Raw genomic sequence first — 22,001 nt, 5'->3', positions numbered from 1 at the left:
TTTTATTTGAGGGAGGCGATTTGCAGTGCGTAGTTTGAGGAACTAAAAATATAGCTTCCAGCTACGACCATATCAATCCCAGCTTGTTTTAATTGAGCGATATTTTTATCGCTCACCCCTCCATCAATCTCTAGCAGACAAGCGGGATTCAGTCTATCGCGTATTTTTTTTATCTCACGCAATTTATCAATACTACGAGGGATAAAGCTCTGCCCCCCAAAGCCCGGATTCACACTCATTAGCAGGACTAAATCAACATCGGGTAAAATGTATTCTAAAAGTGTTTCGCTCGTGTGGGGATTAAGCACCACACCAGCTTTAACCCCGGCATTTTTAATATGCCAAATGAGGCGGTGCAAATGCTGCACTTCCTCGATATGCACACTGATGAAAGCAGGTTTAAGCGGGAGAAATAAATCCACAAAGAAAGGCACATTTTTAACCATTAAATGAATATCAAGGGGCTTTGTGGCTACTTTAGCAATGCTCTCCACAATGCAAGGACCCATTGTGAGATTAGGCACGAAATGCCCATCCATCACATCAATATGCACATAATCACACCCACCATCGCATATACTTCTCACCTCTTCACCTAGTTTTGTAAAATCCGCTGCAAGCATACTGGGCGATATAAGCACTTCTTTAGCCATTTTTATCCTTAGTTTATAAGACTTATGAAAATCAAGCAATGAGTGGCTGCTATGCTTATCTCAATACCACGCAACGCTCATACATTTCTAAATAACATTATAGAATCTAAACCTTAAAAACTCACTTTGCAAATGGCACGAAGTGTGGATTTGAACTTACGCAAAGCTTAACCTTGCGGCGATTTATCGCAGTAGCAAAAGAATACGCTATGCTTTTATATTTCACTCAAAGGAGAGGATTAAGATGTCTTATGCTTTTTTTGCACCACTTGTAAGGCTATATGCTCCTACTTTGCTTTATCCCACGCATAATTTGCCAAAGCCACAAATGCCATTTATCCCCTATGGGTTTAATATCCCCAAAGTAGTCCAAGCAAGCAAGATCAAGAATCCCAAAGCGATTGTGATATTTGTAGGGGGATTTTGCGATACGATTATGTGTGCCGTGTATAGGGCGTTTATCGCCTTTGATGAGCCTTCCTGCCTCAAAATCTATACAAGCTTTAAGATTCAACATCTCTTTACCTCGTGGCTAGTGCCTTTAGTCCAATGCAAACTGCCTATTTTTGTCATCGCGCATTCGTGGGGTGCGAGTAATTTCTACAAAGCCTTGCAGAATCTAGATTCTAAAAATGTATCCTTAGAATATCTCCTCACGCTTGATCCTGTAGGCTATCACCTGCCACACACTCGTCCTATTGATATAAAATTATGGGAAAATGTGTATATCGCAAATAAATGGGCGTATTTGAGGCGTCCTAATATTGTCGCTCTCATAGGACACCCGTGGAATGCCATCAAGGTAAGCGATAGGAATATCATAATGCACAAACCCGCCCATCACGCAAGTATAATGGCTATGATTGAGGCGAGTGGGTTTCATAGTGAGATTCATAGAATCATTAGAGTTTAAAGCTAAAATGTTATAATTTCAACACAGACACAAGGAGCAACTTATGATTAGCGTTATTATCGATACTTTGAGAGAATCTGCTCTGCGTATTGACGCACTTTTAAAGCATAATACAAGCGGTTATCTGCAAAGCACCAATGCAAGTGGCGATATGCAGCTTGAAATCGATGTAGAAGCAGATAGAATCTTTCAGGCAAGTTTGCTTGAACTACCCTGTGTCAAGGCAATTTGCAGTGAGGAGCAAGAAGATATTTGCTACTCTCAAAGCACAGATGCACCTTATATTGTCGCTTATGACCCGCTTGATGGCTCTTCACTCATTGATAGCAATTTAAGTATTGGAAGTATTTTTGGTATTTATAATGGTGAGCTAAAAGCCCAATCGCTCATCGCGAGTGGCTATGTGGTGTATGGACCCTGCCTTGAGATGGTTGTCGCACAGGAGAGGGCCTTGCATTATCGTTACATTGATGAGCAATGGCGCAATTTAGGCGCACTAGAGCTTCAAGCAAAAGGACGTATCAACGCACCCGGCGGTACACAAAAGCATTGGGAGGCAAAGCATAAAACGATGATAGAATCTCTATTCGCGCAGGGTTATCGTTTGCGCTATTCAGGTGGCATGGTGCCAGATTTACATCAAATCCTTATTAAAGGCGGAGGGCTTTTCAGCTACCCTGCGACAAACGATGCACCTCAAGGCAAACTCCGCAAACTCTTTGAGGTATTTCCCTTTGCCTTTGTGTATGAAAAATGTGGAGGTTATGCAACTAATGGTGTGCAGAGAATCTTAGAGCTTGAAGTAGAGCATATCCACGAAAGCACCCCTTGCTTTTTTGGCAGCTATGAGGAGATGGAGCTTGTAAGGAGGGTATATGAATGATGAAGCACTAGAAAATGATGCGATTTTCGAGCAGAATTTGCAGGATAAAACAGCCATTTTGCAACAATGTCAGCAAGAGAAGCATTTTACTTCTTGCTCACAATGTGAGAGATTTATAGGTTGTGAGAAGCGCACTGAATATGTCAAAGCTGTATATGAAAGTATGTCCAAAGGGCAGCAGGGTAATTTTGATTTTAACTAGATTCTAAAAGGAGCATTATGCAAAAGCGTTATATTACCTCACCTATTTATTATGTCAATGATGTACCTCACATTGGACACGCTTATACGACTTTTTTATGTGATATGCTAAAGAAATTTTATCAATTACAGGGCAAGGATATGCTTTTCACCACAGGCACAGACGAACATGGGCAAAAAATCGAGCAATCCGCCCAAAAAAATGCTTTAGAGCCTAAGGCGTATGCGGATAAGATTAGCGCGAGATTCCGCGAATTATGGAATGAATTTCATATAGATTATAATATTTTTGTGCGCACAACTGACAATACGCATTGCCTCAGTGTGCAAAAAGCCTTTGAGATAATGTATGACAAGGGGGATATTTATAAGGGCAGCTATGAGGGGCATTATTGTATCTCGTGTGAGAGCTTTTTTACCCAAACGCAACTAGGAGAAAATCAATCCTGCCCCGATTGCGGTAAGGTAACGCAAATTGTGGAGGAGGAGAGCTACTTTTTTGCCCTAAGCAAGTATCAAGATAAGCTCTTAGCGCATTTTCGCGCTCATCCAAATATGATAGCTCCAGCTTTTTATCAAAATGAGATTATTCATTTTGTAGAAACAGGTTTGAATGATTTATCCATCACGCGCACGAGCTTTGAATGGGGTGTGCCACTGCCGCACAATCCTAAAAGAAAAGATGATAAGCCCCACGTGATGTATGTATGGCTTGATGCGCTTTTGAGCTATCTTAGCCCACTAGGCTATATGGCAGATGGTGAGAAAATGCCCTATTGGGAGCATACTACACATTTTGTGGGAAAGGATATTTTGCGATTCCACGCGGTGTATTGGCTAGCCTTTTTGATGAGCCTTGAGCTACCCTTGCCAAAGCATATTTATACGCACGGGTGGTGGACGCGCGATGGGGCAAAAATGAGTAAAAGTATAGGCAATGTGGTCAATCCAAAAGAAGTAGCTAATGCCTATGGAGTAGAATCTCTGCGATATTTTTTATTGCGCGAAATGCCTTTTGGGCAAGATGGGGACTTTAGTCAAAAGGCACTGATTGAGCGAATCAATGCAGAATTAAGCAATGATATGGGGAATCTCCTCAATCGTCTTTGTGGTATGAGCGAGAAATACTTTGATTTGAAAATAGATTCTACTGATGTGGAGGCATATTTTAGCGAGGAGTTAGAGCAGATACACACTCTTGCCCACAATACGCAAGAAAAAATGTATCATATCCAGCCTCATCGCTATATTGAGGAGCTATGGAAGATGTTTGGGCTTGGGAATAATGCCATTAGCAAATATGAGCCGTGGAATCTTATCAAATCAGGCAAGGACAAGCAAGCTATGGCATTGCTAGGACTGATTGCCAACATTTTAGCTAAAAGCAGCCTTTTGCTTTATCCCATAATGCCACAGAGTGCTACTAAAATCGCCACTGCACTAGGCCTAGAGATTAATGCTAAGAACTTTAGCGATTTTATTATACAAAAGCGCCTTTTAGAATCTTTTGTGTTAGAGAAAATTCCCCCGCTTTTCCCCCGTATACAAGCCCCAATTTTAGCCGAGCCATCAGCTATCACTTCACAAAATGCATCACAAAAAGCAGATTTAAAGCAAGATTCAAAAGCAGCAAACAAAACGGGCTTAGTTGGCATTGATGATTTTCAAAAGCTTGATATGCGTGTAGGGCGGATTGTAGAATGTAGTCCTATGCCTAAAAGCCAAAAGCTCCTTAAGCTTTTAGTCGATATTGGCGAGAGTAAGCCACGACAGATTCTATCAGGTATCGCGCAATATTATCGCCCAGAGGAGCTTATAGGTAGGCAAATATGTTTAATTATCAACCTCAAACCTGCTAAAATGATGGGAGAGATAAGTGAGGGAATGATACTTGCTAGTAAAGATGAAAATGGCTTATCGCTTCTTAGCGTGGATAGCCCACGAGCTAATGGAAGCAAGATTAGCTAAATCCCTTTTGTCAAGGAAGTAATGTGAGGGTTAATGAAGTAGTAGAAATCACCAAAGGAGTGCTTCTTAATACGCCATCTATTGCGATGTTTTCACGTATTATTTGTCATTTGGAGAAAATTGAAAAAGGTGATTTGTATATCGCACTTGATGAAGAAGCAACTTCTTATCATATCACACAAGCTATTCAAGCAGGGGCATATGGGGTAATCTGCGAAAAAAATATAAAAATAGATGATGAAGAGATAGCATATATTCAGGTAGAAAATATCCAAGATTGCCTTATGCGGCTTATTCGATATAAACTTTTAGTAAAAAATGTCGCTCTTATTGATTCTCTATCCATTATCGAAGAATCTATCGCGAAAAATATTATTGATGATGAAAAAGTATGTTTTTTTGAAGGTGATTTAAGTCTATTTGTCGAATCTCTTAATAATGAAACTATCAGCCTTGTTATCACGCATAATAAGCAGATTACAGATCTTGGTTTTAATATCTTGCAAGTTTCTAAACCCAAAGAACGTCCGTTCTTGGTGCTTTCCCACACACTTTTTGATAGCACGATTTTATATGAGGGCACACATTGCCGCATTAATCTCCCTAAGCTGTTTTTTAATGAACTAAGTGCCGTGCTCCATCTCTGCCAGCAAGAAAACATCTCCTATTCACTTCAACACTTTAGACAAATCCCATTCTTTAAGCCCAATTTTCTCAATGCTTTTGGTAAGATTATCGAATACGGACAAGCCTCAAAGGTAGCCATTGCCGAAGAAGATATTGAACATTTCAAACGTTATATGGCTTATATTGCCAATAATGCTGCTTGGGGGAAGATTCTCTTCCTTGTGCCACAAGTGTATTTAGAGCTTTTTAATCAAATCGCACAAACACGTTCTTATGCTACACAAGAGCAGTTATGCGAGCATATTCATAGGGAGAATTTTAACTTTGCACTTGTTTTGGGTATTAATGATGATACCTTAGTAGATGCACTTAATAATAATTATAAACCATTTATCGAGCCTGATTTATTCTCTGGTGTGTGGAATGAAGAGCCCCAACAACAGCTTTTATGAATACGCCCTTGCAAAGGCAGAGCATATCACATCTGCTAAAAATATCGCCCCGCTTTTAGCACAAATCGCTACCTTGCCCTATATCCCCACAAGCTTTTATAGTGATAAAGGCATTCATATTGTAGCTAATGATGAATATATGTATAAAGCCCATCAGCAAACATTTTGCACACTTGCTAAAAAGCTTAAGCCTTGGCGCAAAGGACCCTTTTTTTTATTTGATTTGCATATCGATAGCGAATGGCAAAGCTTCATCAAATGGCAGATTCTCGCGCCACATTGTGATTTAAGAGGAAAAAAAATAGCAGATGTGGGTTGCAATAATGGCTATTATATGTTTGAAATGCTCCTTCATCAGCAAGATAAACCCCAAAGCATTATGGGCTTTGACCCTAGCGGGATCTTTAACGCTCAATTTGCTTTTATTAATCACTTCATACAAGCCCCTTTAAACTTTGAGCTACTTGGTGTGGAGGACTTACCCCTATTTTGTGAATCTAACAAACATTACTTTGACATGATCTTCTGCCTTGGGGTGCTGTATCATCGCCTTAGCCCTCTTGAGACGCTTAAATGCTTGTATCAATCCCTCGCAAGTGGCGGCGAGGTGATTTTAGACACACTTATTTATGAGAGTGAGGAAGAGATTTGTCTTAGCCCTGCTAAAAGCTATGCTAAAATGTCAAATGTCTATTTTATCCCTAGTGTCGCTACATTGCGGGGGTGGTGTGAGAGGGCGAAATTTAGCTCTTTTGAAGTGCTTGGATTTAAGCCTACAACCACACAGGAGCAACGACAAAGTGAATGGATAGATTCTCAAAGTCTTGAGATGTTTTTAAATGATACGCAAACGCTTACCATAGAGGGCTACCAAGCCCCTATACGAGGTTATTTTAAACTTAAAAAATATTAATTCAAGGATATGCTATGGTAGATGATGGCTTTAATGAAATAAATGTAAATATCCCACTTGAAAATAATGAATTGGTCGTATGCACGGATATGTCTCCAAATATTGTGGGGGAACTCACTGAAATCTATCGCAACAAGGTTGTAACGCGATTTGCCCCTACTGAACGTATGATTATGGATGAGAGCAAAATGATTCATGCAGGTTTTATATTTAATGCCGCAAGCTTTGCGGCGATGGCAGCCATTAATAAAAAATATAGTGTGCTTATCGCTGCTGATGTGAAGTTTCTCGCACCTATTGAGCTAGGACACGAAGTGATTTTTAAAGCAGAGGCGATTCAAAGTGATACAAAAAAATGTGAAGTAAAAGTCGAGGGATATTTACTTGATATCAAAATTTTTGATTCACTCTTTCATATTGCTGTTTTTGACAAAAAAATCTTTAAATTACATTTTAAAGATGATATGTGATACACAAAATAACACACTGCCAACTTACCTAAAATAATATCCCTATTAAGTTTCTTTTTTTTTTTTTTTGTAGTAAAATGCGGGCTCTAAAAAGTGTAGCATAAATTAAACACTTGACTCTGGGAGGAATGTATGGGCTTTTTTAATCGGTTTAGTATTGGCATCAAACTTGTTTCAGTAATTTCTGCAGTAGTTTTGCTTTGTGTGACTGCAATCATTATAGTGGTATCACAGGTCTCTTCTAGCGTATTAGCAAATGAGAGTGATAAACTCCTCATAAATACTGCTAATCGCTATAAAAACTTAATGCAAGGTGGGATTAGGGAGCTCTATTCTACTACAATTGGCATAGGGGGTGTAGCTTCATCAATGCTAAATGAAGGCAATATGCCCGATGAAGAAACACTTACAAACCTTATGACAAATATGATTGATTTAGGTCGTTTTTCTGTGGGTGGGTTTGTTATGATGAATAAAAACTACACGCAAAACTACCTTAAGAGTCAACATACATTACCAGGTGGAGAATTTGCTATTATAGGTATTCACACTGATCCAGAAAAAGGCGAGGTGGAGACTCTTCCTATGAATGCAGATATCCTTTCTCAAATTCCTGAGATTCAAGTATCACTCCAAAACGGCAAAACAACTACTCTTTTAGCCAGAGAAGTTACCATTAATGGACAAAAATTATACATAAAGCCCGTGATTGTTCCCATCATTTACAAGAAAAGAGTATTGGGGATAATAGGAAACTTCCTTAATCTTAAAGCCCTTGAAGAGGATTTAGCACAAAAAGAACTTGATGTATTTGATCACTCGCAACGATTTGTACTTAACCATTCTGGCGAGATAATCTTTAATAGCGATACAGAGCATCAGGCTGCCACACGTCTTAAGAATCTATATGATTTAAATCCACACCCAAGCAGCAATGCGCTTATTAATGCAGTCAAACAATCACAAGATAGTATTTATACCTATACTACAATCAGTGGCACTCAATCAAAAGCAGCTATTGCAAGCTTTGAACTATGGCCCGGCACAGATCAATGGTGGTCAGTAGTCTCTTTGGCAGCATTCTCCTCAATAGAAAAGCCCGTTGATACCTTACAAATTGTCGTGCTTATTGTTGGCATAGCTGCAATTATTATTATCTCACTTATTATATTTGTATATATCCGGCTAACTATTGTTCGAAGAATACATCATATTTCCCACACCCTCTTTGAATTCTTCAAATTCTTAAATCACGAGAGACAAACAGCGCCAGAACCTTTACGCATTATTGCAAAAGATGAATTAGGAGAAATGGGTTCAGCCATTAATGAAAACATAGAAAAAACAAGAATAGGCTTAGCACAAGATGCTAAAGCCGTAGAGCAATCTGTGGCTACAGCTAAAACCATCGAAGAAGGAAACCTAAAAGCAAGAATCACAGAAACTCCTCATAACCCACAGCTTAATGAACTCAAAAATGTGCTTAATCATATGCTTGATGATTTACAAAGAAAAATAGGCAGTGATACCAATGAAATAGCAAGGGTCTTTGACACCTACACCAAGTTAGATTTCACCACAGAAGTAAAAGATGCAAAAGGACGAGTAGAAGTTGTTACAAATACTCTAGGAGAAGAAATTAGAAAAATGCTTACCACTTCTGCAAACTTTGCTCATACATTAAGTAAAGAAGCACAAAGTCTCCAAGAAGCAGTGAATAATCTCACAAATCTCACTAACTCTCAAGCAAGTAGCTTAGAGCAAACTGCTCAAGCTGTAGAAGAGATTACTTCATCTATGCAAAATGTAAGTGGTAAAACAGGAGAAGTCATTCAACAAAGTGAAGATATTAAAAATGTTATAGGTATTATTAGAGATATAGCAGACCAAACAAACTTACTTGCTCTTAATGCAGCAATAGAAGCAGCAAGAGCAGGAGAACACGGCAGAGGATTTGCAGTGGTAGCTGATGAAGTAAGAAAGCTAGCAGAGAGAACTCAAAAATCTCTAGGAGAGATAGAAGCGAATACAAATCTTTTAGTGCAAAGTATTAATGATATGGGAGAATCTATTAGAGAGCAAACTACAGGTGTTACTCAAATCAATGAAGCTATCTCTCATTTAGAATCTGTAACACAAGAGAATGTAGAAATAGCGAATGCAAGTGCTCAAATCAGTGAGAGAGTAGATAGTGTAGCTAGAGATATACTTGATGATGTGAATAAGAAGAAGTTTTAGGGGGGATAAACTTTTATTGATTTAACTCCTTTTAGTTATTTATTTAACTCTCTTTATTGAGTTAACTATTTAACTAACTAACTTAATATTTAACTAACTAACTCTTTACTTGCTTAGCCATTTATCTATATTAATTAGCACTATCTAGTAGCTATTTTATTTAGCTATTCATTGAGTTAGCTATCTAGTAGCTATTTTATTTATTTATCTTATTTATTCTATCTATTTGGCTATCTCTTTATTGGTTTAGCTATTTGCTTATTGAGTTTATCTCTTTATCTTTTTATTTATTTTATTTTGTTTATTTATTCTTGTAAAAGGCATAGAGAGTGAAGCATTTGCTTCTCTAGATGAAATCCCACAAGGATATTCAACATTAGAGACTTAGATTCTCTAGTCTCTCCACAATTGAGATATATCCTCACGTCTATAAAAATAAAATCACACCAAAGTGCATACCTTGAAAGCAATGTAGAGGGTGAGGGATATTTAAGCCCCTCCCCTTAAACAAAAAGAATTTTATCAAGTGAGTTTTATTGGGTTTAGAATCTCTATGCCTTTACTATTGAGACTAAAAGTCTCTGCAAAGGTCTTGCATACTTAAGGTAAAGCCTCTCGTGTGTGCCTAAAGGATATACTGATAACTAAAGCTACGCTTTAGTTATCAAGTGAGTCTCAAAGGTTTAGATTTTCTATTTTATTTTCTCTTTATAAGGGGTGGATGGGTAATCTAGTGAATGGCTTAAATATGCAAGTATAGACTAGCGCTAAAGCACAAGTGGGGTGTTGCTCGAGGATATATCTCTCTGCTGTTTATCCACATAACCCAACTTCTAAACCCTATAACTCCCTATGAAAGTATTTTTAGCCCAATGCTAGAGACGATAATAAAGCTCAAAAATAAAAGTTTTAAAAAACTCTTACCTTCTTTAAAAAATAAAATCCCTACTATTACACCACCTCCTGCGCCTATACCTGTCCATATCGCATAGGCTGTCGCCATAGAAATCTCTTGCATTGCCTGTGAGAGTAGTCCAAAACTTGCCATAAAGATAAGAGCCAAAGCCAAGATAAAAATCTTTTTTCCAGTAAGTATGAGTTGTTTCATCGCAATGATTCCTAAAATCTCCACACAACCCGCTAAGATTAAAAATATCCAACTCATTTCGCCTCCTGACTGATTTCATCAAGCCCCAAGTCTTTAGCCAATTCATCTGCAAGGGCGTCATCTTCTTTAGCTTGAAATTTTAAGCCCACAACGCCTATAAGCAATAAAACAATAAGGCTAATCTTTGCCAAAGAAAATGGCTCATCAAATACAAGCATTTCTGTTAGCACAATTCCGGCTGTGCCAATGCCTACAAATACCGCATAGCACACGCCTACCTCGATTTTTTTCATCGCCATAACCGCACAGCAAAAAGAGACAATAATCCCAATACCCGTAAGCATATAGAGTGCAAAGCTATCAGCGTAATTTAACCCGCTCACCCAAAAACACTCAATCATTCCACCAAAAAGCACCAACGCCCAAGCCATATTTGTAGTAATAGTCAATTTTTTCATAGATTCTCCTTTATAATGTTCCTATTAAAGATTAAAACGACAAAATGTGAAAAATGAAGAGCAAGAAAGTGCTATACGGGAGTATGTGAATGAAAAGCAACAATAAAACTGGTATTAAAATAGCCACAACACAAATCAAAAACTATCATAATAAGCTCCAAAAGATATTATAATCCAAAAGAATAAATATTAGAGCGTTCCTGCTTGTAGGCGTTAAGCATTAGGTGCATCATACGCTAAGCATTCTTAATAAAAGAATTTCTATATACAAACAAAGTTAAAAATGTAACTTATTTGAAAACTCACTTGAAGTTAAGATGTTGTTCATCATCAAGTCAATATTGAGTGCTAGCAGAGGCTTTTACAAGCCTAGAGGTAATGTATTTGCGAACATTTCGTGTGTATGATAAGCAAGTATTAGTCTTACTTTTCTTTCACTTGTAAGAAATATGCGGTGTATCCGCACCATACACAGAATCTAAGCATTTTATTATATGTGGTTTTGATATTATCGATGAATAAAATCCCGCACGTATATTTATCAGTTTATCCTGAATGGAACTCACTTTGCTATAAAGCTTATAAATAAAAAAAGGGCTTATATGCGTATTGATATTTTTTGTGAGAGCGGGGCGAAGTTTGGTTTAGGGCATTTCTATCGATGTGTGAAAATACTCGCCCTGTGCTTAAAGGCAAAACAGGTGCAGACTATTACCTTGCATAATCGTGGCGATTTCACACCCCCGCCGCTTAAAAGTTTGCTAGGGATAGAGGCAGATTCCATATCCATAGAATACAAACATTACGAATGGCTCTCTGCAAAGCCTGAAATGCTTGATTTAGCCATCATCGATAGCTATGAAGCGGAAGAGTGGTTTTACTATCTGTTAAAATCCCATAGTAAAGCCCTGATATGCCTTGATGATACCTTGCAAGACATATATCCCCCGCAAAGCTATATCCTTAATCCCACGCCGCATTCAAACGCACATTTTTCGTCTTCACACTATCATCTATGGTGCGGCAAAGACTATATGATACCACCTATAATGCCCCCCATTAATCCCCCTCAAGCATCACATACGCATTATAATGTATTTGTCAGCTTTGGCGGGGTAGATAGTGAGAATCTCACGCAAGAATTGGTAAATCAGCTCTCCACACTCGCCTCATCGCAAAATTTTGCCTCCTATCATTTTCATATTGTGTTAGGCAATGGCTATACGCATAATCTCCATATCCCTCACAATAGTGGTGGAGAGAATATTCCAAAGATAAGCATTTATAATCATCTCCTGCCCCTATATTTTCTCTCTAAAGCACAAGAATGCGATTATGCCATTAGTGCAGGCGGTGGGAGTATGCTCGAACTCATCGCACTAAAGATTCCAAGCATTATTATAGAATCTGCCCCCAATCAGCATTTACATATCACACAATGGGAACAAGAAGGGGCAATTGCCACAGCGCACAATCCCCTAGAAGCACTTACACTTTTACAATTATGGCATACAAATCCCTGCCAAGATTCACACACAAATAGCCTATCGGCTATTAAATCCACCCTTGCTAATCTCTCTCTTAATAATCTCTTGCCCCAAGCTCTCTATGAGCTTATAACACAAATTGCTCTTACACAAGATTCCACACAGATTACCGCACAATCTCCCATAGCAAAGCCTAGCCTTAGCCCATCTCCATCCTTAAAAGCCATATCTTTCACCGACTTGACAGAGACAGAATCTTGCCTTGTCCTCTCAATGCGTAATCACCCGCAAGTCGCGCAATGGATGTATTCAACGCATATTAGCGCAGATTCACATACAACATTCCTCGCGCAGCTTCGCAATGATAACTCAAGGCGATATTGGCTTGTGAAGCAAGATGGTGAGTATATCGGCGTAGGCTCACTCACACGCATTAATCTCGTGCATAAACACGCCTTTATCGGCATATATGCTAGTCCATTTTGTGAAGTAAAAGGCAAGGGAGCATCTATCTTAGCCTTTTTAGAATCCTTTGCCTTTAATAAGTTAGAGTTACATACATTGCATCTTGAAGTGTTAGAATGCAATGAAAATGCGATAAGATTCTATCAAAAATGTGGCTATACAAAAGAGGGCAAACTCCATCATTTTATGACACATAAGCAACGCCCACAAAAGCCATATTATGATGTGATATTGATGTATAAGGAGCGATTATGAAAGTCAAAAAACCGCTCATCATAGCAGAGCTAAGCGCAAACCACAATCAAAGTTTGCAACTTGCCAAAGATTCTATTTATGCAATTAAGGAATGTGGCGCAGATGGTGTGAAACTTCAAACCTATACGCCTGAATGCCTTACACTTAAAAGCAATGCGGAGGCTTTTTGCATTCGTGGAGGGACATTATGGGATAATCGCAGCCTTTATGAACTCTATGAAGAGGCTCAAACGCCTTGGGAATGGCACGAGGAGCTTTTTTTTCTCGCAAGGGAGCTAGGCTTACTCATTTTTAGCTCTCCTTTTTCAAGCAAAGGTGTGGCATTTTTAGAATCTTTACAATGCCCTATGTATAAGGTAGCAAGTTTTGAAATAATGCACTATGAGCTTATAGAAGCTATTGCTAAAACCAAAAAGCCCATTATTTTTTCCACCGGTGTAGCCACACATAAAGAGATTAAAACCGCCCTTAAAATATGTCATAAGCACGATTGCAAGGACATTACACTCTTGCATTGCATAAGCGAATACCCCGCTCCACTAGAAAGCGCAAATCTAGCCTCTATGCCTGCTCTAGCCAAAATCTACAAAAAATATCATATCAAATATGGCTTATCTGATCATAGCCTTGGTGCGCTCTGCCCGATTGTGGCTACAAGCTTGGGGGCAAGTATGATAGAGAAGCATTTTATCCTTGATAAATCGCTTGGGGGCGTGGATAGTGCCTTTAGTATGGATAAAGAATCTTTTAGCGCTATGGTGCGGCAAGTACGCGATACAGCATTGGCTCTAGGAGAGAAGCAGTCGCACATTCCCGCACACACATTGCAGAAGCGGCGGCAGTTTGTCCGAAGCATTTGGGTGAGTAAAGATATAGCTAAGGGAGAGGCTTTAAGCAATGATAATATCGCTATTTTGCGTCCTAATGGTGGCGCACACCCAAAATATTTGCCAAAGATTCTAAACAAAAGGGCAAAACGCGCACTTAAGGCAGCACAACCCTTGCAACTGAGCGATATTAAATAACTAAAAATAACGTTATTTCAAGTATAATGCGATTTTATTTCGCATATTCAAGGAGGCATTATGCTACTTTTCACACCCGGTCCCACCCCCGTGCCAGAATCCTTACGGAATGCTATGAGTGAGCCTACTCTGCATCACCGCACCCCTGAATTTGAAGCGATTTTCGCACAAGCAAAAGCCGGGCTTTTAGCAATGCTTAAAATGCCTGAAGTGCTTATGCTTGCAAGCAGCGGTAGTGGGGCTATGGAGGCGTGTGTATGCACTTTCACGCAACAAAAAATGCTAAGTGTCAATAGTGGCAAGTTTGGAGAGCGATTTGGCAAGATTGCAAAGGCACATCGCATTGCCTATCGTGAAATCATGAATGAATGGAACACACCAGCGAGTGTGGAAAGTGTGTTAAATGCGCTCAAAGAAGAGGGCGATGTGGATTGCTTCTGCATACAGATGTGTGAATCTGCAGGGGGATTGCGCCATAATGTCGAAGGGATTGCTAGGGCGGTTAAGGATTATAATCCACGTATTGTCGTGGTGGTTGATGCGATTACTGCGATGGGGGTAGAAGAAATTGACATCACACATATTGACGCACTTATTGGTGGTTCGCAAAAAGCCTTTATGCTCCCACCGGGCTTAAGCATTATCGGCTTGTCGCAATATGCTACTGATTTGGTTAATGAGTGCGATGTGGGATTTTATTTCAACCTCAAAACAGAACTAAAAAATCAAAGGCAAAATACAACCGCTTGGACAGCCCCTACTACCATTATCACGGGCTTGGCGAAATATTTTGAAATGCTTAATGGAAATTTTAAAGATGTGTATGCAAAGACAAAGGCACGTTCACTTGCCACGCAAAAGGCTTTAGAATCTTTAGGGCTTAAAATCTACCCTAAAGCTCCAGCTCTTGCGATGAATACAATTTATGATGAGGCAAATGCGGCAGAGATGAGAAAAATACTTAAAAATCGTTTTGGGCTTAATGTCGCAGGCGGACAGGATAAGCTCAAAACAAGTATTTTCCGCATTAATCAAATGGGGCTTATTCCTTTAGAGCAGAGTGTTTGGGTGGTCAATGCAGTTGAACTTGCATTAGCGGAGCTTAAATTAAGGGCATTCGATGGAGTGGCAAACAAAGTCTTTTTAGAAACTTATTACGCTTTAATGCGATGAATAAACTCATCGCCATACTTGGGAGCAGTGGCAGCGGGAAGAGTGCCTTAGCCCACCGCGTGGCTTTAGAGTATGATTGCGAGATTTTTAGCCTTGATGCTTTAAGTATTTATAAATACATTGACATTGCTTCGGCTAAACCTACGCCATTAGAGCAATCGCAAGTGCGCTATCACGCCATTAGCCTCCTAGAGCCCCATCAAAGAAGCAATGCAATGCTTTTTGCGAATCTGCTTGCACAGGCTATCGCACAGCTTCCACCTAGTAAGCCACTACTAATTGTAGGGGGAAGTAGCTTTTTTCTTAAAAGCATTATAGAGGGTTTAAGCCCTATGCCACCTTTAGAATCTTGTAAAGAATGGGTAGATTCTCTAGGTTCTCTCTCCGCGCAATATATGGCATTGCAGGAAATTGATGAAAAATATGCTAAGAGCCTCTCTCCTACTGATACATACAGAATCCACAAAGCCCTAGCCCTTTTCAAAGCCACAGCTATACCCCCTAGCACATATTTTGCCACACACAAAAAAATACCTTTTGCCCATCATATTGAGATTTTTGTATTAGAACGCGAACGTGAAGCATTGAGAGAGCGTATCGCTCTACGGTGTGAAAAAATGATAGAAAGCGGCATTGTGGAGGAAACGCGCCTTGTTTTAGAATCCTATGGCGCACAAGCCCCTGCACTACAAGCTATTGGCACAAAGGAATGTGTAGCATTTTTACAAGGGGAGATAGATTCACTTGAAGCCCTAAAGGAGCAAATATATTTCCACACTTGCCAACTTGCCAAACGCCAACGCACTTTCAACCGCACACAATTCTCCCAAGTCACGCATTTAGAAGAAGAGGTATTAGAGGAGGCATTGGCAAGATATCTCTTACAAATTCCATAGTGCGGAGACTTTTGCATAAAATTTCTTATGCTTATCTTGATTTCTATATTGAGATACTGTTGCTTGATATATTTAATAAAGGCAAACTTAACATTTGCCACTAGCTCTCTTTTTGGGGTTATTTGATTGTCTTTTATCATTGCCACGCTTTAAATCCATCGGTTTCATTTATCTTCTTGAGGTAGATGGATATTGCTTACAATTCTAGCATATATCAAGTTATCCCCTTTAAAAGATAGCTCAAAATGCTTCACTGGAATATTGGCAATCATTCTGTTTGTGTCTTTGCTTATGGCGACTTGCCATTTGATAGGCTCGGGTTTCACTGATACATCTTCTATGATATCGCCTTCATATATTTTGCGCCCCTCTTTATCTTTATAACCTGTCCATAGTTCAATTTCAAGAGTGCGCTCCGCCTTAGGTCGGTTTTTGGCGATATATTCGCCAAGCACTGAAAAGATATTGAAGTTATCTTTGATGTGTTTTTTTTCTTTAGTATCCCAGATTCTAAAGTCTAAGTTGCTTACTCTCATACTACTTCCTTTGTGTTGTCTGTGCTAACTTCTAAGGGCTTTTTGTAATTTTCAAGTGTCTTCACATATTATGATATTATTTATAATAAGTATCGGCTTGTTTAACGTAGATATTAATTTTATATTATATAGATTATTATTAAGGAAATACTAGCTTTAGATATATTTTTAAGATATTGTAGGATTTCAACTTGAAACAATAGAGAGGCTATTACAACATAACTTTGTTTGCAAATCTATTCTAACCAGCCATACTCATAGAGTAAGGCAAGAACTACCCTCCTCCTCCAACGAATCAAACATAATAGCACCGAGTTAATGTATTTTAATTTGCCTATTCTTGCGTTTGTTACCCTTTAGATTCTTTTATGCTAAAATATAGAATTGTTTTTTCATTTGTTCCAGAGGGTTTTAGCCGCTTCTTAAATTCTTTTATGCTAAAATTGAAACAACTACTCAAATTATGTCGAAGTTGTTTTAGCCGCTTCTTAAATTCTTTTATGCTAAAATGATGCTTTTGTTAGAGCTGCTCCGATGGTTGTTTTAGCCGCTTCTTAAATTCTTTTATGCTAAAATACACTTCGCTAAAACAACGTATGGTGCGGTGATTTAGCAATATAGTAAGCTTAAAATATCTCGATATAAAGATTTTAAGCAAATTAAGAGTATAATCTGCTCTAAAGAATTTAAGAAGCGGCTGGCTAGAATAAGGGGTTTAGGGTCCCCGCAGGTTTTCAATACCTAAAAACCCTTATTTTTACATAAAAATACCCACAAATTTTTCTCAATTTCATTATATTTTCTGCAAAATCTAAGATTTTAGAGCAAACAATATCTCCATCTTAACTTTATGCCAAAATGCTCAAAAATCCTTCATAAGCTAAGATTCCAAAAATACAAACTCTACAAAGACATATCAAAAAAGCGTGAGCTGTTTAGGTTCATTGGCTTTTTGGTTATCATTTGGTTTGCCAAGTAAAAGCCGCATATTATCAAATTGCTTTTCTGTGAGGATTAAACCCCGAATGTGCCCCTTGGGAGGTACGATAAGACTTATCTTATCTAAATGATGATTAGCGCTTATAACACCTTTACAGATTCTCATATATACGCTGTATTGAAGCATTATAAAACCATCTTGTATAAGATATTTGCGAAACTTAGCATAAAGCTTCCTCTCTTTCTTGGTGTATGTTGGCATATCAAACATCACTAGCACTCTCATAAATATATCTTCCATTGGATTTGTCCTTGCAAAATATTGGTAGCCTTAAGGTAAATGTGCTTTTTTGAATAGCAGATGCAAGGCTCTGCACACTCATCACACTCCCACGATTAAGCGGATAGCACTTGCCTTCTACCATCACTGCTGCACTTAAGACCCCTGCTAACCTTACACGATTTTCAAGACTCAAGGTTGTGTCAAGCTCCCCACCTTGATACATCTCTACTACAAGTGAATCTACAAAAACACGATAAGGCTCTATCAGATCATCAGCAAGATTAAATGCGTTAAATTGATTTTTATGATTAATCCCTAATGCAGGATTTAGCCCGCTCGCACAAAGACTTCGCACAATCATACCCCTCACAATCGCATAGCCATAATTAAGCGCAGCATTTATAAGCCCTATCTGCGTATCCTCAAAGATTTGCACCTTGCGGCTAAAGTCTTTCCCAAAAAGTGCCTTAAAGTATAGAGAGGCTGCTTTTGCTTCGTTATGAGTGCTATCTGCGAGTTTCACTCCCTTGGCTAGAGATTCTAATGCTTTAAACTCTTCTCTTTGTTGCATTTGTAGGAGCAAGGCTTGATTATGAATCTTTGATTTGATGATGTGCTGCCAAAGTATTGCCTTAGCTTGTTTGCTAAGCTGAATTTGGTGCTGTAAGATAGTGAGGCTTTTAAAATGCCCCAAAAATGGCATAAAGATACCGCTAGGCAAGTGAGAGCTATCAACAAGTGTAGCAAATGATTTTTGCCTGTGCAAGAGCGTCAAGGAGCGCATTTGTCAAGGTAATTTGATGAGATTCTAAAATAAGGCACAAAATATCATTAAGAGGGATTTTGACCTCATCTTTACCCTCCTGTGCGATACAAAGGTGTTTTTGATAGAGGCTAAGCCTTGCAGGAGTGCTTAAGAAAAGTGTCCTAAAGGCAGAATCAAACATTCTAGCCCCTTTTCTTATATTTTGGACTTAATTTAAGCGCGATATTTTGGCGCGGAGTAAAATCTGCCTTTTGCACTTCACCCAAAGAGGATACTTGATATTTTTCAAAAATTTTAAGGTTTTGAATCCCTATGCTTTTTCCCACGACTTTTTCCTTTGTCGCATTGGTATAAAGCAACTTTTCATTGTCGCTTAAGCCCTCAAGTTTATTATTATGCTTTTCAACTTGAATCTGTGCTAAAGCAGAATCAAAGCTTATAAAGTAGCATAATTCTGCCTTTTCCATATCCTTTTTCTGCACTAAGATTAAATCATCTTTAAAGAGGCTAAAGCAAAATTCGTAGGAATTATCCATCTCTAGCCAATCTTTAATGACTTCCTCCTTGTCTTTCCCGCTTACTACCGCTTTATTAGGCAAGATTCCTAATGCAAAGTCCATTGTATAGATAGGCACACCATAGAATTTGCCATTTTGCTTATGTTTGAAAATATCTACACGCACCATATTGCCATTTTTAACGATTTTTGTGCCAATGCGGCGGATTTTGCCCAGTGCTATTGCCTTTTCTATACCCTTTTGTCCGCCATATTGTTTCATTAAAGCCTTATCACCAAAAGAATAAAATTTCTCCTCGTGCAATGCCCCTCTAGCACGTTTTCGCGGAGGCTTAGAAACAAAGATAGGATCCACCTTTGCCAATACCCTTTCCCTAAAATACGCCATAGGCTCAAAAAATACTTTTTGCTTTTTGTAGTCAGCCTCTGCCATTTCTTTGGCGTAGAATCTCGCTCTATTCAGCTCTCGCTGCTTTTTAAAATCGCTAAAAGCTTTCATCATTTTTGCATTACTAAAGGCAATAATAATCGCATCAAATGCGTGGTGGAGGTGATTATCCCTATCTTTTTCCCCCAATCCCCAATAATGCCTTAGCATCGCCGTGAGATTCCCACTTACTACCTCTATATGCACTTTGCTGCCCTTTTCTCCGGAGATGGTTACTTCACTTTCACTTAAAGGCAAAAATTCTAAGCAATCCTTCGTCCAATTCGCACAAAGCCTTGCAATATAGCTTGTGTCATTGAGATTCCTAGGGATAAAGCCACTCTCTTTTTCTACAAAATGTTCATTGCAGATTCTGCGCTGCTTTGGCTTGGGGAGCTTCAGCGAGTAGCTTTTGATTTGCTCCCATTTCTTTGTATCTCCCCCAAAGGCTTCAAAAGGCGTCTTGTTGTGCTTATTTTGATTTTCCTTCGTAAAGCAAAGCACCTTATTCAAATAGCTATCATCAAAACTACGCGAATAAGGGTAAATATGGTCAATTTGCAGTATTTGAGAGTTAAGTAAATGCGCTCTAGTAATTTTCTCCCCACTATACACGCAAAACTCCCCCTGCTCTAGCCATAGCTTCACTTTAAGAATATTTATCGCACTAAGGGGCAGCCCTAGAATCTCACATTGCTTTTTTGCCTTCTCATTTTTAGCAAATTGTTCCCTTTGCTCCTTTATAATATTGTTTCGCTCTTTAAAACTCCTGCCTACCTCGCGTGTAAATTCAATATGAATCTTATGCATCTGCCCATATTTCTTAAGTAAGCTATTTAGCACCTTGCGATACTCACTCATCGCCCTTGCCACAACGGGATTTGCCAAATAAGGTTCATATTCATTGAGCGGTGATAATAGATTATCTTTTTGCGCCCTCTTTCTCCATTCTTTTAGTCCCGCTTGTCGCACAGCCTCATCGTATTTTAACCCCTCCCGCATAAAAGGCAGAATCTGCTCTAATGCCTTGAGGCTAAGGTTAATATGCCCTGCAAAGCTTAGTGTGCTTAAAGATTCTTTTTGTGTATCAGCGAGAGCATATCGCTCTAGGGCGCTTTTTAGCTTGATCTTATCCTTAATGAGCGTGATATATGTAGCTATCTCATCTAAATCCATACGTAAAAGCCCATCAAAGCTCCCACTCAAAGCCTTTTTGAATGCTTTAAAATTCTTAAACTCAATAAATGCCGCCTTTTCTGCCACGCTTAACTCTTTAGTATAATCAAGTTTAGAATCTTTAGGAAATCGCATAGATTCAGGCAATTGCAATATCTCACGCAATGCCTTATAGCTTATCTCTCCTTTTTCAAGCACGATGTGTAAAATTTGTGTAATCATATCTTTACCATAGACTTCACCACTTTGCTTACTGATAGATTGCAAGGTGTTAATAATGCGTGTAAGGGCGATAAACTCCATCGCACTTAGAGTATTTTTAGCTGCACGATTTTCCTCCTCATAAAACACACATTTACCTACCTTATCGCTAAAATCCTTTAACTCACGCTGATAAAAGGCAATATCTATAATTTTTTGGCAAAAATCCTCAGCTAGTCTCACACCCAATGTATTTTGTGTATGCAAAATCAGTTCTAGTTCTGCTTTGAGCTCACTTTGTGCTACACAACGTTGATAATAACCTTCGCCTCTATTACGCACATTTTGAAATTCTTTACTATTTGTGCTACCTTTTTTCTCACTATCACTTCGTTCTTGCTGATAAAATGTTTTATAGAGATATTCACCCACACTTTTGTAGCCTTTTTCGTCCAAAATACGTTTGTTTGCTTCAATGGCAGCCTTAATCTTGCCATTTTCACTTTGCTTAGCATTATCCATTTCCCTTGCGTGTTTGTTCCCATAGCCGCGGTGTTTAGCGATATGCAATATCACTCTAGCCAAATCTTTGTGTTCTAGTCTTTGTGTGAGGGCTAAAGTGCGCAATTCATAGGGGCTTTTGGTGTCTTTGGTATTGACATAAGCCTTTGGTAAATCTCCATCATCGCTTAAATAATCATCCACATTCAAGCCAAATTCCTTGCATATCAGCTGTTTTAAGGCATAAAGTCTGCCTTTTCTACGTGCTAATCTCCGTCTTGTGCTTCGTGCCTCCCGTCTTGGCAATGCTAAAGGTGCTCCTGTTTTTGGATTTTCTGCTTGGGTGAAGATTCTCACTCCGCAATCTTGCAACTCATTACCCTCTACATACGCCCAACCAATGCTTGTAATCCCTATATCAAATCCTAAGACCTTCATTAATGTTCCTTTTAGCCAAGATTCTAATATAC

20 protein-coding genes are annotated in these 22,001 nt (G+C 38.8%); 12 read left to right on the top strand and 8 right to left on the bottom strand.

The features are described 5' to 3' along the window. Positions 1–2: 2 nt before the first annotated feature. Positions 3–653 carry a ribulose-phosphate 3-epimerase gene (rpe, locus tag V3I05_RS07020; protein ID WP_295701799.1) on the bottom strand — a complete coding sequence of 217 codons (651 nt, stop codon included), beginning with the start codon at positions 651–653 and terminating at the stop codon, positions 3–5. A gap of 244 nt (positions 654–897) precedes the next feature. Between rpe and V3I05_RS07015 the strand changes: the two genes are divergently transcribed. The 8 genes from V3I05_RS07015 (at position 898) to V3I05_RS06980 (ending at position 9,318) form a co-directional block, all read left to right on the top strand. Next, complete coding sequence (locus tag V3I05_RS07015) at positions 898–1,566, top strand: hypothetical protein (protein ID WP_300451521.1); 669 nt, start codon at positions 898–900, stop codon at positions 1,564–1,566. 46 nt (positions 1,567–1,612) lie between these two features. Beyond that, positions 1,613–2,449, top strand: coding sequence for a class 1 fructose-bisphosphatase (locus V3I05_RS07010; protein ID WP_300451548.1), 837 nt, complete (start codon positions 1,613–1,615; stop codon positions 2,447–2,449). Continuing rightward, positions 2,442–2,651, top strand: a complete 210-nt coding sequence (locus V3I05_RS07005; protein ID WP_343353108.1) for a hypothetical protein — start codon at positions 2,442–2,444, stop codon at positions 2,649–2,651. Before V3I05_RS07010 ends, V3I05_RS07005 begins: the two co-directional genes overlap by 8 nt. 17 nt (positions 2,652–2,668) lie before the next feature. Further along, complete coding sequence (metG, locus tag V3I05_RS07000; protein ID WP_343353106.1) at positions 2,669–4,618, top strand: methionine--tRNA ligase; 1,950 nt, start codon at positions 2,669–2,671, stop codon at positions 4,616–4,618. Between the two features lie 23 nt (positions 4,619–4,641). Continuing rightward, positions 4,642–5,697, top strand: coding sequence for a hypothetical protein (locus V3I05_RS06995; RefSeq protein WP_295701807.1), 1,056 nt, complete (start codon positions 4,642–4,644; stop codon positions 5,695–5,697). Then, positions 5,669–6,610 carry a tRNA 5-methoxyuridine(34)/uridine 5-oxyacetic acid(34) synthase CmoB gene (gene cmoB, locus V3I05_RS06990; RefSeq protein WP_295701809.1) on the top strand — a complete coding sequence of 314 codons (942 nt, stop codon included), beginning with the start codon at positions 5,669–5,671 and terminating at the stop codon, positions 6,608–6,610. Before V3I05_RS06995 ends, cmoB begins: the two co-directional genes overlap by 29 nt. A 14-nt stretch (positions 6,611–6,624) precedes the next feature. Next, positions 6,625–7,080 carry a hotdog domain-containing protein gene (locus V3I05_RS06985; protein WP_295701811.1) on the top strand — a complete coding sequence of 152 codons (456 nt, stop codon included), beginning with the start codon at positions 6,625–6,627 and terminating at the stop codon, positions 7,078–7,080. 132 nt (positions 7,081–7,212) lie between these two features. Then, on the top strand, positions 7,213–9,318 hold the full coding sequence (locus V3I05_RS06980; RefSeq protein ID WP_343353102.1) for a methyl-accepting chemotaxis protein: 2,106 nt from the start codon (positions 7,213–7,215) through the stop codon (positions 9,316–9,318). An 850-nt stretch (positions 9,319–10,168) separates the two neighbouring features. Here V3I05_RS06980 and V3I05_RS06975 read toward each other — a convergent pair. Together V3I05_RS06975 and V3I05_RS06970 are read right to left on the bottom strand one after the other, a co-directional pair. Continuing rightward, positions 10,169–10,483 (bottom strand): DMT family transporter, encoded by a 315-nt coding sequence (locus V3I05_RS06975; RefSeq protein ID WP_295699550.1) that lies wholly within the window; start codon positions 10,481–10,483, stop codon positions 10,169–10,171. Next, entirely contained in the window at positions 10,480–10,884 is a 405-nt protein-coding gene (locus V3I05_RS06970) for a multidrug efflux SMR transporter (protein ID WP_343353099.1), read from the bottom strand. Before V3I05_RS06970 ends, V3I05_RS06975 begins: the two co-directional genes overlap by 4 nt. A 602-nt stretch (positions 10,885–11,486) precedes the next feature. On the opposite strand from V3I05_RS06970, the gene pseH reads away from it, so the two are divergent. Genes pseH through miaA form a run of 4 tightly spaced genes read left to right on the top strand, consistent with a single transcriptional unit; the run spans position 11,487 to position 16,185 of the window. Next, positions 11,487–13,091: a UDP-4-amino-4,6-dideoxy-N-acetyl-beta-L-altrosamine N-acetyltransferase gene (pseH, locus tag V3I05_RS06965; protein ID WP_343353098.1), complete on the top strand. Its 1,605-nt coding sequence runs from the start codon at positions 11,487–11,489 to the stop codon at positions 13,089–13,091. Then, positions 13,088–14,116 (top strand): pseudaminic acid synthase, encoded by a 1,029-nt coding sequence (gene pseI, locus V3I05_RS06960; RefSeq protein ID WP_300448650.1) that lies wholly within the window; start codon positions 13,088–13,090, stop codon positions 14,114–14,116. The genes pseH and pseI overlap by 4 nt, the downstream gene beginning before the upstream one ends. 60 nt (positions 14,117–14,176) lie before the next feature. Then, positions 14,177–15,289, top strand: coding sequence for an alanine--glyoxylate aminotransferase family protein (locus tag V3I05_RS06955; RefSeq protein ID WP_343353096.1), 1,113 nt, complete (start codon positions 14,177–14,179; stop codon positions 15,287–15,289). Continuing rightward, positions 15,286–16,185: a tRNA (adenosine(37)-N6)-dimethylallyltransferase MiaA gene (gene miaA, locus V3I05_RS06950; RefSeq protein WP_343353095.1), complete on the top strand. Its 900-nt coding sequence runs from the start codon at positions 15,286–15,288 to the stop codon at positions 16,183–16,185. Before V3I05_RS06955 ends, miaA begins: the two co-directional genes overlap by 4 nt. Before the next feature lie 164 nt (positions 16,186–16,349). Here the strand turns inward: miaA and V3I05_RS06945 are convergent, their stop codons facing one another. The 5 genes from V3I05_RS06945 to cas9 all read right to left on the bottom strand — a co-directional run bounded on the left by V3I05_RS06945 (position 16,350) and on the right by cas9 (position 21,969). After that, a complete protein-coding gene (locus V3I05_RS06945) occupies positions 16,350–16,721 on the bottom strand; it encodes a YopX family protein (RefSeq protein ID WP_300448645.1) in 372 nt (123 codons plus the stop codon). Positions 16,722–17,637: 916 nt separating this feature from the next. Next, positions 17,638–17,961 (bottom strand): CRISPR-associated endonuclease Cas2, encoded by a 324-nt coding sequence (gene cas2 / locus V3I05_RS06940; protein WP_295699563.1) that lies wholly within the window; start codon positions 17,959–17,961, stop codon positions 17,638–17,640. After that, complete coding sequence (gene cas1, locus V3I05_RS06935; RefSeq protein ID WP_343353093.1) at positions 17,924–18,718, bottom strand: type II CRISPR-associated endonuclease Cas1; 795 nt, start codon at positions 18,716–18,718, stop codon at positions 17,924–17,926. Before cas1 ends, cas2 begins: the two co-directional genes overlap by 38 nt. Next, positions 18,675–18,890: a hypothetical protein gene (locus V3I05_RS06930; protein ID WP_343353092.1), complete on the bottom strand. Its 216-nt coding sequence runs from the start codon at positions 18,888–18,890 to the stop codon at positions 18,675–18,677. The genes cas1 and V3I05_RS06930 overlap by 44 nt, the downstream gene beginning before the upstream one ends. Before the next feature lies 1 nt (position 18,891). Beyond that, positions 18,892–21,969 carry a type II CRISPR RNA-guided endonuclease Cas9 gene (cas9, locus tag V3I05_RS06925; protein WP_343353091.1) on the bottom strand — a complete coding sequence of 1,026 codons (3,078 nt, stop codon included), beginning with the start codon at positions 21,967–21,969 and terminating at the stop codon, positions 18,892–18,894. Between the last annotated feature and the right edge of the window lie 32 nt (positions 21,970–22,001).

It is taken from the genome of Helicobacter mastomyrinus, assembly GCF_039555295.1.
In the GTDB taxonomy this organism is placed as follows: Bacteria; Campylobacterota; Campylobacteria; order Campylobacterales; family Helicobacteraceae; genus Helicobacter_C; species Helicobacter_C mastomyrinus.
This window is presented reverse-complemented; position numbering and strand designations above follow the sequence as displayed.